This window comes from Erythrobacter sp. SDW2 (assembly GCF_021431965.1).
GTDB lineage: Bacteria > Pseudomonadota > Alphaproteobacteria > Sphingomonadales > Sphingomonadaceae > Parerythrobacter.
Genome location: NZ_CP090370.1, coordinates 1,555,221 through 1,567,771 on the forward strand (window position 1 = coordinate 1,555,221; position 12,551 = coordinate 1,567,771).

The 12,551-nt window shown below is 65.0% G+C and carries 14 protein-coding genes; 8 read left to right on the top strand and 6 right to left on the bottom strand.

The features are described 5' to 3' along the window. Positions 1-2 precede the first annotated feature (2 nt). The 5 genes from LY632_RS07610 (at position 3) to LY632_RS07630 (ending at position 5,159) form a co-directional block, all read left to right on the top strand. Positions 3-698, top strand: coding sequence for a GNAT family N-acetyltransferase (locus tag LY632_RS07610; RefSeq protein WP_370636475.1), 696 nt, complete (start codon positions 3-5; stop codon positions 696-698). Then, entirely contained in the window at positions 698-2,851 is a 2,154-nt protein-coding gene (gene ligA, locus LY632_RS07615) for an NAD-dependent DNA ligase LigA (protein ID WP_234090549.1), read from the top strand. Before LY632_RS07610 ends, ligA begins: the two co-directional genes overlap by 1 nt. Positions 2,852-2,870: 19 nt before the next feature. Then, positions 2,871-3,347, top strand: a complete 477-nt coding sequence (locus LY632_RS07620; RefSeq protein WP_234090550.1) for a hypothetical protein — start codon at positions 2,871-2,873, stop codon at positions 3,345-3,347. A 151-nt stretch (positions 3,348-3,498) separates the two neighbouring features. Next, positions 3,499-4,659 (top strand): serine hydrolase, encoded by a 1,161-nt coding sequence (locus LY632_RS07625; protein WP_234090551.1) that lies wholly within the window; start codon positions 3,499-3,501, stop codon positions 4,657-4,659. Then, complete coding sequence (locus tag LY632_RS07630) at positions 4,659-5,159, top strand: CinA family protein (protein WP_234090552.1); 501 nt, start codon at positions 4,659-4,661, stop codon at positions 5,157-5,159. The genes LY632_RS07625 and LY632_RS07630 overlap by 1 nt, the downstream gene beginning before the upstream one ends. Here LY632_RS07630 and LY632_RS07635 read toward each other — a convergent pair. From LY632_RS07635 to LY632_RS07650, 4 genes are read right to left on the bottom strand one after another with little or no spacing between them, the layout of a single operon-like run. Next, positions 5,144-5,944, bottom strand: a complete 801-nt coding sequence (locus LY632_RS07635; RefSeq protein WP_234090553.1) for an enoyl-CoA hydratase/isomerase family protein — start codon at positions 5,942-5,944, stop codon at positions 5,144-5,146. The genes LY632_RS07630 and LY632_RS07635 overlap by 16 nt on opposite strands. A gap of 25 nt (positions 5,945-5,969) precedes the next feature. Then, positions 5,970-6,878 (bottom strand): 50S ribosomal protein L11 methyltransferase, encoded by a 909-nt coding sequence (locus LY632_RS07640; RefSeq protein ID WP_234090554.1) that lies wholly within the window; start codon positions 6,876-6,878, stop codon positions 5,970-5,972. Further along, positions 6,875-7,771 carry a subclass B3 metallo-beta-lactamase gene (gene bla / locus LY632_RS07645; RefSeq protein ID WP_234090555.1) on the bottom strand — a complete coding sequence of 299 codons (897 nt, stop codon included), beginning with the start codon at positions 7,769-7,771 and terminating at the stop codon, positions 6,875-6,877. Before bla ends, LY632_RS07640 begins: the two co-directional genes overlap by 4 nt. Beyond that, positions 7,761-8,471 carry an SDR family NAD(P)-dependent oxidoreductase gene (locus LY632_RS07650; RefSeq protein ID WP_234090556.1) on the bottom strand — a complete coding sequence of 237 codons (711 nt, stop codon included), beginning with the start codon at positions 8,469-8,471 and terminating at the stop codon, positions 7,761-7,763. Before LY632_RS07650 ends, bla begins: the two co-directional genes overlap by 11 nt. Before the next feature lie 151 nt (positions 8,472-8,622). On the opposite strand from LY632_RS07650, the gene sdhC reads away from it, so the two are divergent. The 3 genes from sdhC to sdhA are packed head-to-tail and all read left to right on the top strand — an operon-like array spanning position 8,623 to position 11,263. Continuing rightward, entirely contained in the window at positions 8,623-9,003 is a 381-nt protein-coding gene (gene sdhC, locus LY632_RS07655) for a succinate dehydrogenase, cytochrome b556 subunit (protein WP_234090557.1), read from the top strand. An 11-nt stretch (positions 9,004-9,014) separates the two neighbouring features. Next, on the top strand, positions 9,015-9,440 hold the full coding sequence (gene sdhD / locus LY632_RS07660; RefSeq protein WP_234090558.1) for a succinate dehydrogenase, hydrophobic membrane anchor protein: 426 nt from the start codon (positions 9,015-9,017) through the stop codon (positions 9,438-9,440). Beyond that, positions 9,440-11,263 carry a succinate dehydrogenase flavoprotein subunit gene (gene sdhA, locus LY632_RS07665; protein ID WP_234090559.1) on the top strand — a complete coding sequence of 608 codons (1,824 nt, stop codon included), beginning with the start codon at positions 9,440-9,442 and terminating at the stop codon, positions 11,261-11,263. Before sdhD ends, sdhA begins: the two co-directional genes overlap by 1 nt. A gap of 710 nt (positions 11,264-11,973) precedes the next feature. Here the strand turns inward: sdhA and LY632_RS07670 are convergent. Together LY632_RS07670 and LY632_RS07675 are read right to left on the bottom strand one after the other, a co-directional pair. Further along, positions 11,974-12,267: a type II toxin-antitoxin system RelE/ParE family toxin gene (locus tag LY632_RS07670; protein WP_234090560.1), complete on the bottom strand. Its 294-nt coding sequence runs from the start codon at positions 12,265-12,267 to the stop codon at positions 11,974-11,976. Then, positions 12,260-12,511, bottom strand: a complete 252-nt coding sequence (locus LY632_RS07675; protein WP_234090561.1) for a type II toxin-antitoxin system ParD family antitoxin — start codon at positions 12,509-12,511, stop codon at positions 12,260-12,262. Before LY632_RS07675 ends, LY632_RS07670 begins: the two co-directional genes overlap by 8 nt. Positions 12,512-12,551: the final 40 nt, after the last annotated feature.

The window sequence follows — 12,551 nt, forward strand, 5'->3', positions numbered from 1 at the left end:
GCGTGGATATCGACTCCGTCCTCGACCGGCAGGTGTGGAACATGCTCCACGGCCGGCTGGCGCACCTCGCACAGGGGACCGACGGGGCCAAGCGGATCGATCCGCGCTATGGCCCCTTCGCGGCGTCACGGGATCGTGGCGAGGAAGCGCAGGCGGCGCTCGCGGCTCTGTTCGATGGTCCGGATGACCGGCTGTGGCTGGTCGAACCCGAGGCTGCGCCCTGTCCCCCCGGTGCGCAGATCATGCGCACGGCAGAGCTGGTGCAGATGGTCGCCGACGGTGAACCCCCCGAAGATGATGTGATAGACCCTGCGGTCGTGGCGCTGGGCGAAGCGGACGCTGCCGAGATGGCCGAAATCGCCCTTGCGACCGAGCCGGGGCCATGGGGCACGCTGGCCCACCGCTACGGCCAGTTCTACGGTATCCGCATGGAAGGACGCCTGGCGGCCATGGCGGGAGAGCGGATGCTGCCCGCGCCGGGGCTTGCCGAAGTCAGCGGCGTGTGCACCTGGCCCGAGTATCGCGGGCAAGGGCTGGCCCGGCGGCTGATCCGGCGCGTCATGGCCGGACAAAGGGCGCGCGGCGATGTGCCCTACCTCCATTCCTACGCCCACAATGCCGGGGCAATCGAGCTCTACCAATCGCTCGGTTTCAGGCCTCGCCGAACGATGTGGGTGACGGTATTGGCACGAGCGTAATGAACGACCTCTCGATCCTCACCGAAGCCGAAGCGGCCAACGAACTGATGCGGTTGGCGAAGCAGATCGCCCATCACAACCGGCGCTATCATGCCGAGGACGATCCGGAGATCACCGATCAGGAATTCGACGCACTGGTGCGGCGCAATGAGGCGCTGGAAGCGGCATTCCCGCATCTGGTGCGCGAGGATTCGCCGTCCAAGGGTGTGGGCCATGCGGTGGCCTCCTCGCCGCTTGGCAAGGTGACGCACGAGGTTCGCATGATGAGCCTCGACAATGCTTTCTCGGACGAGGAAGTGGCCGAGTTCATCGCCCGCGTGCGGCGCTACCTCAACCTGGGCGAGGATGAACCGCTGGCCTTCACGGCCGAGGACAAGATCGACGGTCTGTCCTGCTCGCTGCGCTATGAAAACGGCGTGCTGGACCGCGCCGCGACGCGGGGTGACGGGCAGGTGGGCGAGGATGTGACGGCGAATGTCGCGCATATCGCCGACATCCCGCAGAAGCTTACTCCGCTCCCGCTTGCGGGAGGGGCCGGGGGTGGGCCAGTCGGCGGTGGTGGCTCCGCGCCCACCCCTGACCCCTCCCGCAAGCGGGAGGGCGAGGTCCCCGAAGTGTTCGAAGTGCGCGGCGAAGTTTATATGGCAAAACAGGACTTTGCCGCACTCAATGCGGCGCAGCATGAAGCCGGCGGAAAGCTGTTCGCCAACCCCCGCAATGCCGCCGCCGGATCGCTGCGGCAGAAGGATGCGAGCGTCACGGCGAAACGCCCGTTACGGTTCTGGGCGCATGGCTGGGGCGCGGCGAGCGAGGTGCCTGGCACGACCCAGTCCGACGTGGTGCGGCAACTGGCGGCGTGGGGCTTCCCGGTCTCGCCGCATTTCCGCCGCTGCGACACGCTGGAGGAAATGCTCGCCGCCTATGCCGCCATCGGCGCGTCACGGCCCGATCTGCCCTATGAAATCGACGGCGTGGTCTACAAGGTCGACCGGCTGGATTACCAGCAGCGGCTCGGCTTCGTCGCCAAGGCGCCGCGCTGGGCCATCGCGCGCAAGTTCCCGGCCGAGCAGGCAGAGACCACGTTGGAAAGCATCGACATCCAGGTCGGCCGGACCGGCAAGCTGACGCCTGTGGGTCGGCTCGCCCCGGTGCTGGTCGGCGGGGTGACGGTGACCAATGTCACGCTCCACAACCGCGACGAGATCGCCCGGCTGAGGGTTCGCCCGGGCGACCGCGTACTGGTCCAGCGCGCCGGGGACGTGATCCCGCAGGTGGTGAAGAATCTGACTCCGGAAGTTGAACGCGCGCCGTTCGTCTTCCCCGACCATTGCCCCGAATGCGGCAGCGAGGCGGTCAATGAAGAGGGCGAAGTCGATGTCCGCTGCACCGGCGGGCTGATCTGCCCGGCCCAGCGGACCGAACGGCTCAAGCATTTCGTCAGCCGCGCCGCGCTCGATATCGAGGGGCTGGGCGAGAAGACCATCGACCAGTTCTTCGCGCTCGGCTGGCTGGAAAGCCCGGCCGATATCTTCCGCCTGCGTAAGCGACGCGATCAGATCCTTGCGCTCGAAGGGTGGAAGGACAAGTCTGTCGATAACCTGTTGGCTTCTGTGGAAAACAAGCGCCAGCCCGACGCTGCGCGGCTGCTGTTCGGGCTCGGCATCCGCCACGTCGGCGCGGTCACAGCGCGCGACCTGATGAAGAATTTCCACGAACTTCCGGCGCTGCGTAACGCTGCAGAGAAGGCCCATGCGGGTGACCAAGACGCGCTGGCCGCGCTCACCGGCATCGATGGCATCGGCGGCGCGGTGGTCGAGGCGCTGGGTGATTTCTTCCACGAGGAACACAACCGCGCGGTGTGGGACGATATCCTCTCCGAAGTCAGCCCGCCGCCCTACATCGTCGAAACGCTCGACAGCCCCGTCGCGGGCAAGACGGTGGTCTTCACAGGCAAGCTCGAAACCATGAGCCGCGACGAAGCCAAGGCACAGGCCGAACGGCTGGGGGCCAAGGCCGCCGGCTCGGTCAGCGCCAAGACCGACCTGCTGGTCGCGGGGCCGGGGGCGGGTAGCAAGCTCAAGAAGGCCGCCGAACTCGGCATAGAAGTGATAGACGAGGCGGGCTGGGCTGCCATCGTTGCCGCTGCGGGCTAGTTTTCGGCTTGACCGCGAAATGGCCAAGTTTAGTTCTTGCGTGAACTCACCGATCCTATGGATTCTGCACATGCGCCGTTTCGCAGTCATCGCCGCCTTGGTGTCCATCCATCTCGCTGGTCTACCCGTCCGGGCACTGGAAGCGAAGAGCACCGATCGCGACCAGTGTCATAACCCTCTAACTCCAGCGCAAACTCAGATAGATGTTTGCACGCGCTATCTGGCATCAAATCCTGATCCCATGGATTATGCCCGGGCCTTGTACATGCGCGCCAGGGCTCGTACCGTGATCACGGATGATCCTCAGTCCGACCAATTGTCGCTTGACGACTATACCCTGGCGTTGCGTGTGTTAGACCGTCATTATGACAGAACTGAGCGGGACAAGTTTAAGGGCAAGATTTTGCTTTATCGCTCTAGGATGCACCAGCGACTGGGCGATGTCGAAGCGGCCGAACGCGACCGTGCAGATGGCCTCGCACTGTTGCGAAAGTAACACTTGAACGAGACGCATTTGCTAGAGTTCTGAGGACGTCCCGAACGAGACTAGCGGTAAGGGCTGCCATCGTTGCCGCTGCGGGCTAGTGCGGCGGGGATAAGTCCGCCTGCTAAGCCAAGGCTAACCCACTTCGCGCTATACTCCTCTCATGTTCCTGCGCCCGCTCCTTGCGATTCTTGTCGCCTGCCTGCTCGTCGCCTGTGGCGAAGCGGAAGGCGGAACGCCCGAGGCAGCTGCTTACCAGCAGCGGATCGAGGAAGGATCGGGCGTCAAGTTGACCGGTGGCCCCTCAGCGGAGGAAAAGGCGCTCGAAGCCGAGTTGTTCGCTAACCTCAACGAGTTCGACGGTTACGTTGGCGTGGCGGTGCACGATATCGACCGCCGCCGCACGGTCGATTTCAACGGCAAGGAGCTGTTCCCGCAGCAGAGCGTCAGCAAGCTGTGGGTCACGCTCACCGCGCTGCGCATGGTCGATGAGGGTGAACTGGACCTGCTGGAGCCTGCGCAGATCGGCTTTCGCGACCTGACCCTGTTCCACCAGCCCGTCCTCCAATTCGTGCTGGCGCAGGGCATGTGGCGCACGACCTATGCCGACCTTATGACCCGCGCGATCACCCAGAGCGACAACACCGCCAACGACATGCTGCTCAAGCGTGTCGGCGGGCCGGATGCCGTGCGGGCGATGATCGACAAGGCCGGGCTGGGCGCGATCCGCTTCGGCCCCGGCGAGCGCGAGATGCAGAGCGAGATTGCGGGCGTCCAATGGCACCAGTCCTATGCCGTGGGGCAAAGCTTCTTCAAGGCGCGGGCGCAGGTGCCCGACCTGCAGCGGCGGATCGCCTTCGATGCCTATGTCCAGGATCCCGTCGACGGGGCCAGCCCGCGCGCTATTGCCCTGGCACTGGGCCGGGTGGTGCGCGGGGAATTGCTGGAGAAGCCGACGGCGGAGCACTTGCTGGCGCTGCTCGGCCAGGTGAAGAGCGGGCCCAACCGCCTCAAGGGCGGGGTGCCGGAAGGCTGGAGCATCGGCCACAAGACCGGCACCGGGCAAGTGCTGCGCTATGAACAGGCCGGCTACAACGACGTCGGCATCCTCACCGCGCCGGACGGACGCCGCTATTCCATTGCGGTTATGATCGGGCGGACAGCGTTGCCGATCCCTCAGCGAATGGAGATGATGCACGCCATCGTGCGCGCTGTGGTGAGCTATCACTATGCTGCCTTGGGCCAGCCGGTCCCGGCCGGAACCTTCCCGGAACCGGAAGTACCGGAGGAGTCCGGGGGCCAAGGCCCGGTGGAGGCAGGCTGATGCTGGCGGAACTCCACCCGCAAGCATTGCGCATCGCCGGCCTGCTTCGCCTGCGGGGCGAGAAGGTCGCCGTGGCCGATGGCGCGACCGGCGGATTGATCGCGGCGAGCCTGCTGACCGTGCCGGGCGCCCTCGATTTCTTCGTCGGCGGCGGGGTGGTCTATTCCTTCCGCGCCCGCGACGTGCTGTTCGCCCTGCCGCGCGATGCCTATGAAGGGATGCGCGGGGCAAGCGAGGATTATGCCCTGCTCCAGGCCCGCGCCATCCGCGACAACTTCGGCGCCGATTGGGGCATTGCGGAAAGCGGCTCGGTCGGCGGATCGCGCCACCCGAGCGGCGCGCCGGCCGGGCGCAGTTGCGTCGCGGTCGTCGGCCCGGGGGGAGAATTCGTGGAGGTCACCGAGACCGGCAGCGGCCAGCGGATCGCCAACATGGAAGCCTTCACCCGCGCGGCGCTGACGCACCTCGAACGGGTGCTCGACGCTTATTCGGGCTTGTAGTTGGGCCGCCGCTTGTCGAGGAACGCCGCCATGCCTTCGCGGAAGTTCGAACTGCCGCTCGTCATGATCTGGTTGCGGTTCTCGATCGCCATGGCGGCCTCGAGGCTGCCCGCATCGGTGGCGATCTGCAGGCCCTCCTTGGTCATGCGCAGGCCCATGGGGGAGGCGGCGAGGAGTTCGTCTGCCCAGCGGATTCCCGCCGCTTCCAGATCGTCGTCGGGCACGATCTCGCTCACCAGGTTTGCCGTCAGAGCGCGTTCTGCGTGGATGAAACGCCCGGTCAGCATCAGCTCGCTCGCCAGCGAATGGCCGACGAGGCGGGGGAGGAAATAGCTCACCCCCATGTCGCAGGATGACAGCCCCAGCCGGATGAAAGCCGCATTCATGCGCGCGCTTTCCCCGGCCACGCGGATATCGCTGGCGAGCGCGAAGGCGAACCCGCCGCCGCAGGCCGGGCCGTGGACCAGCGAGACGATCACCTGCGGGCAGCGGCGCATCTTGATGTAGACATCGGCCAGATAGCCCTGGAAGCCGAACCCGCCGCCGAAGGGGATTTCGCTGCCGTTGTCCCCGGCGCGTTCCTTGATGTCGAGTCCGGCGCAGAAAGCCGTGCCCGCTCCGCGCATCACCACCACGCGGACGCTGCCGTCGTTGTAGAGCCCGCCGAAGTAGTCGTTGAGTTCGGCCACCATTTGCAGCGTGATGGCGTTCATCGCCTCCGGACGGTTGAGCGTCAGCCAGTCGACCTCGCCGCGCTTCTCGACCGTGATGGTGGTGTAGGTCATCGCTCTCTCCCCCGATGAGATGTGTCTAAGGCATCCTCCGCTTGCGCAGCCACAGGATCGACCAGTCGCCATTGACCAGCCGCCGCGCGAGCCGGAAGCCCGCCTTGCGGCAGGCGCGCCTCACATCCGCTTCCTGCGTTTCCAGCAGCCCCGCAAGCAGCATGTGCCCGCCCGGCGGGACATGCTCGGCAAAGTCGCTGGCAAGCCCGATCAGCGGCCCGGCGAGGATATTGGCGATCAGCAGGTCATAGGGCCCGCGCGCGTGGATCAGCGGATCATCCATCCCGTCGGCCACGATCATGGTCAATGTGCCAGCGCCGCTGCCCATGGAAATCCCGTTGCCGGCGGCATTGTCCTCGATCACCGGCACGCAGACCGCGTCGATATCGGTCGCGGTGGCGAAAGCGCGCGGCCACAGCGCCAATGCGGCAAAGGCGAGCAGGCCGGTGCCGGTGCCGATATCGGCGATGTTGCGCGCCACCACGCCCTCGCGCTTCATCAGGTCGAGCATGGCAAGGCAACCGGCGGTAGTGGCGTGCTGGCCGGTGCCGAACGCCTGGCTGGCGGGGATGGCGAAGTTGACGATTCCGGGCGTGGGGTCCGGTGGGAAGTCCGGCGTATGGACATGGAACCGCGCCGCTCGGATCGGCTGCGCGCCTTGCTGGCTCAGCGTGACCCAGTCCTCGTCGGGCAGTTCCTCGACCGTCAGGTCGGGTGCGCCGTCCACGAACAGCGCGGCGAGCGCCGCCTTGTCGGCCTTGCCCGGCCTACGCGGGTACCAGCCTTCCAGCACCCACTCCTCGGGCTGGTCCTTGTCGACCTCACGGCCCGAAACGATGACTTCCCAGTCCCAGTCGTCGATCTCGTCATGCGCCAGCAGGGCAGCCTGCACTTTCGGTTTGGGCGCGTGGGCGGCGATTTTCCAGCTGGTCACTTGGCTTCGGCTTCCTTGGCCAGCCGATCAGCAAGACGCATGCTCCCGCTCGCCGAATAGGCAACACAGGCATTCGGTGCCGCGAGAGGCGCGGTTCCGGACAGTCGCTCGAGTAAGTCGCTTTGCCCCGGATGCGGCGTCAACATAAGGTCGCATGGCAGTCGTTCCATAACCCGCAAGCCTTCGCGCGCGGCCTCGACCCGTTCGGGGTGATCGCTGAAATGGTAGTCGCCGGTCGAAATCGTGCTGTTGGAATCGGCCAGTGCAATCGTCAGGCACCGGCCCGCCTCGCAACTCCGCCAGCTCCAGCTCGTCGAACCCGGCGAGTGTGTGGCGTTCTGGTAGATCGTGAAGCGCGTGTCGCCCACAGAGAGCTTTCCGCGATGCGGGAGGATACGGCTGACCTTGACCGGTTCCATCGGGCTGTCAGCCAGCCAGCTGCCTTGCGGATCGTCGGCAGCGGGCTTGCCGGTGCGCATAACCTCGGCTGCTCCGGCGCCAGTCAGGAGTTTTGCGCCTGTCGCCCGCAGTACTTCCGCCATGCCCCCGACGTGGTCGAAATGCTCGTGCGTCATCAGAACCCACTTGACCTGCCGGGGATCGAACCCGAGCGCCTTGATGTTCGCAAGCACATGCGGCGCGGCCTCCACCGGTCCGGTGTCGATCAACACCAGCCCGTCCGAGGTTTCGACCAGCACGACCGTAATACCGCAGGTGCCGACATACCAGCTGCGCCCGTGGATGAAGGCGGGAGGGGCGGGGTCCGACCATCCGTCACGCTCGCCGCAGGCCGCGGCGATGTCCTTGCTTGCGGCAGCACGCTCCGCCGGTGCGGGCGGCGCTGCACCCAGGAGCGAAAGGGCAAGGAGGGCAGGGAGGGAATTACCGAACATAGCTGGCTCCATTGGCATCGAGGGTCGCGCCGGTCAGGCTGGGCGGGGCCTCGAGCGCCAACCACGCCGCGATATTGGCGATCTCCTCCGGCTCGGCGACGCGGCCCAGCGGGATGTCGGCGAGGAGGCCCGGCCCGCCCCGGCTGGCGAGATAGTCGCCCGCCATCGCCGTGTCGGTGAAGCCGGGGGTGACCGCGAAGCTGAGGATGCCGTGGGCGGCATATTGCCGGGCGATGGTCTTGTGCATTGCCAGCATCCCGCCCTTGGCCGCCGCATAGTGCCAGTGTGCCGGGGAATCGCCGCGGTGCCCGGCGCGGCTGGCAATGTGGACGATACGGCCTTCAACTCCCCGTTCAAGCCAGTGCTGTACCGCGAAACGGCTCAGCTGCGCGGCGCTGGTCAGGTTGATCCGCAGCGTATCTTCCCAATTGTCGAGCCAGGTGATGTCCGACCCGTCGAGTGGATTGGCGGCGAACAGCCCGGCGTTGTTGATCAGCACGTCGATGGCACCGCCGGCCAGTTCCAGCGCCTCTTCCCACAACTCGGCGGGAGCCCCGGGATCCGCGAAGTCGGCCGCAACTTCCGACTCGCCGTCGCCGCGGGTCGAATGGCCGATCACGGTCGCCCCGCGTGCTTCCAGCAATTCGCGGGTGGCCGCGCCGATTCCCCGGCTCGAACCGGTCAGGAGGATGGTTGTCATGGCCGGACTATTTGCACCGCCTGCCGGTGTTGTCGAGCGTTGACCTCACCCCCTGCAATGGTGCACGGCCCTTAGCCCGTCCTTGCACCAGCGGCGCGTTTCGCTAAGTGGGGCGCAAGAATTCGACCCTGACCTTCGGGAAAGCAAATCCATGGCGAACCGCCCACTCTCACCGCACCTTTCGATCTGGAAATGGGGACCGCACATGGCGGTCTCGATCCTCCACCGCATCACCGGCGACGGAATGGCGCTGGTCGGCCTTGCGGTCGGGATATGGTGGCTGGGCGCGCTGGCGAGCGGGCCGGATGCTTACGGCCTGTTCTATGCGGTGGCCTCGTCATGGGTGGGGCAGATCGTTCTGGTCGGCCTCAGCTGGGCCTTCTTCAGCCATTTGCTGAGCGGCCTCAGGCACTTCGTGCTCGATATCGGTGCGGGCTACGAACTCCGCACGAACAAGATGTGGTCAATCGCCGTGCCGGCGATCGCCATCGTCCTTACCGTGGCCTTCTGGGCCTTCATCTATCTCAAGTGAGGCAATGACCCATGGGTAACGGAACTTCCATCGGCCGCGTACGCGGTCTCGGCTCGGCCCACGAAGGTGCGCATCACTGGCTCGTGCAGCGCTTCACCGCGATCGGCAATCTGATCCTGCTGCTGTGGCTGATCACCAGCTTCGCGCTGTTGCCGGGCTTCGAATACGAGACGATCAAGAGCTGGTTGTCGCAGCCGGTTCCTGCGGCGGCGATGGTCCTGCTGATCGTCAGCACCTTCTGGCACGCCCGCCTGGGCCTGCAGGTGCTGGTCGAGGACTATGTCCACGAGGCCGGGACCAAGTTCGGGGTGCTCGCCCTGCTCAATCTCGCCACCATCGGCGGCGGCGTGTTCGGCGTCTTCTGCGTCGTCCGCCTGGCGCTTGCCACTGCCGCCCCTGATGCCGCCGCTGCCCTTCCTGCTGGAGCACCGATGTAATGGCCACCGAAGCCAAAGCCACCCCCGCTTACACCATCATCGACCACACTTACGACGTCGTCGTCGTCGGCGCGGGCGGATCGGGCCTGCGCGCCACCATGGGCGCGGCCGAGGCAGGGCTGAAGACCGCCAACATAACCAAGGTCTTCCCGACGCGTTCGCACACCGTCGCGGCGCAGGGCGGGATTGCTGCCTCGCTCGGCAACAACAGCCCGGACCACTGGACCTGGCACATGTATGACACCGTCAAGGGTTCGGACTGGCTGGGTGACCAGGACGCAATCGAATATCTTGCACGCGAAGCCCCGGCAGCCGTTTACGAGCTGGAGCATGCGGGCGTGCCCTTCAGCCGCAACGAGGACGGCACGATCTACCAGCGCCCGTTCGGCGGCCACATGCAGAATATGGGCGAAGGCCCCCCCGTGCAGCGTACCTGCGCCGCTGCCGACCGCACGGGCCACGCGATGCTCCACGCGCTCTACCAGCAGAGCCTGAAGTACGACGCGGACTTCTTCATCGAGTATTTCGCGCTCGACCTGATCATGAAGGACGGCAAGTGCGTCGGCGTGATGGCCATGTGCCTCGACGATGGCACGATCCACCGCTTCAAGGCGCATGCCGTGGTGCTGGCGACGGGCGGCTATGGCCGCTGCTACTACACCGCGACTTCGGCCCACACCTGCACCGGTGACGGCGGCGGCATGGTGCTGCGCGCAGGCCTGCCGCTGCAGGACATGGAGTTCGTCCAGTTCCACCCGACCGGCATCTACGGCGCGGGCGTGCTCATCACTGAAGGCGCGCGCGGGGAGGGGGGCTACCTGACCAATTCCGAAGGCGAGCGCTTCATGGAACGCTATGCCCCGAGCGCCAAGGACCTCGCCAGCCGCGATGTCGTGTCGCGCTCGATGGCGCTGGAAATGCGCGAAGGGCGCGGGGTCGGGCCGGAAGGCGACCACATCTACCTGCATCTCGACCACATCCCCGCCGAAACGCTGGCCCAGCGCCTGCCGGGCATTACCGAGAGCGGCAAGATCTTCGCCGGCGTCGACCTGACCCGCCAGCCGCTGCCTGTCACCCCGACGGTGCACTACAACATGGGCGGCATCCCCTGTAACTATCACGGCCAGGTGGTGACCATCGGCGCGGATGGGAACCCGGATACGGTGGTGCCCGGGCTCTATGCTGTGGGCGAGGCGGCCTGCGTCTCGGTCCACGGCGCGAACCGCCTCGGCTCGAACTCGCTGATCGACCTGGTGGTGTTCGGCCGCGCGACCGGCCTGCACCTCAAGGAAAATCTCAAGCCCGGCACCGCGCACAATCCGCTGCCCGCCGACAGCGCCGAGCTGGCGCTGGCCCGCGTCGACCATTTCCGCCATGCCAAGGGCGGCTCGCCCACCGCGCGTATCCGCGAGGAAATGCAGAAGGGCATGCAGAAGCACGCCGCCGTGTTCCGCGACAGCAAGCTGCTGGCCGACGGGGTCGAACTGCTCAAGAACGTCAACAAGCGGATGGAGGACATCCATGTCTCCGACCGCTCACTGATCTGGAACAGCGACCTCATCGAAACGCTCGAGCTCGACAACCTGATGAGCCAGGCCAATGTCACCATCGCCAGCGCCGAAAACCGCAAGGAATCGCGCGGCGCCCACGCCCACGAGGACTTCCCCGAGCGCGACGACAAGGAGTGGATGAAGCACACCGTCACCTGGTTCGATGGCTGGGGCGGCAAGGGCGGCGCGATGAAGATCGACTACCGCCCGGTGCATGAGTACACGCTGACGGATGACATCGAGTACATCAAGCCGAAGAAGCGGGTGTATTGAGGGAGCTATTCGAACTTTGGGGCGGCATCGTCGTTTCAGACTCTGAGGACGATGTTCGACGCAAGTATCCGGCGGCTACTGGGTAGAAACCCTCGAGCTTGGCGTTTTCGACTTTGCTGGCCTAGAAGTCTCAGCTTTCTGGTACCGTTGGCGAGATGCTGATCCCAAGGTTAAAATTCTTCATCGATGCTCTTGCTCAAGCGCCAACGAGCACAGTCGTACGCTCAGGCAGCAGATCTCAAAGGATTTTGGCTTAGGCAAAGCCATTGTCAGATTTGAGGGCTCAGAGCGAAAGGTTTGGGATGCGCGCTTCGTCAGGTGCCAGTTGAGAACCACTACTGGAAGTCGGCCTTGCCTCATTGAGGTCGACTACTTCCGACCACTCTATCTTGGCGAAAACTGGTGGGCTGACGACAGTCGTACGATACTGCGGTAACGTCTTGCAGCATCGAGTTACGATCGCGATTTCTCATGATGAACCGCACTCTTGTCGCGTCCCCAAACAATTTTCATACATCTCCCCACCCTGCTAACCCCGCGACGATCTTTCTCATCGTCCGTCCCGGCTGTCCGCAGCCGCAAAAGCGCACAGTGCTTTTTCGGCCCTTTCCGCCACGGGCGGTGTTGGGTTTTGTTGTAACTTTTGTGTGACTTTGTAAAATCTGCGGGTCGATTTTAGGCAACGCCAATAGCGTTCCAAAACCAAAACGTTATGCCAGTGCTTCCTCGACATCCATTCGGTTGTGCAGCGCCCGGACCACCACAACCGTGGTCTCATTCACGAGCAAAAAGACAAGATGCTCTCCGCTCGACATCTTGCGGAAACTCCCGTGGCGACTTTCATAGGCTGGATGCATCCGCGGAAAGCGTGCCAGGCCGGTTATGTCGGATCGCATCGTCGCCAAGTAGCGTCGTGCCTGGTCCCGACCCCATTGTTCCTTGGTGTAGATGGCGATGTCATCGAGGTCGGCCTGTGCTGACGGCAGCACCAGGACATCATGCATCTTCGCCGGGTCCGAAATGCCGGCCCATGAAGGCATCCCAGTCGAACGGACGCGCCGGGCCGCTGTCGAGCCCTTCCTTCAGTGCCCGGTCCAAGGCCTCGCGCTTCGCGTCCTGCGCGATGTACTGCCGCATCGCTTCGCGCACGACTTCGCTGGTGGTGGCGAATTCGCCGCTTTCGACCTTGCGGCGGGCAAAATCGGTATAGGGTTTGCCGAGGGCGATAGAGGTATTCTTGGCTGTCATATCGGTATCGATACCAAAATTTGGTAACACCCGCAATCGC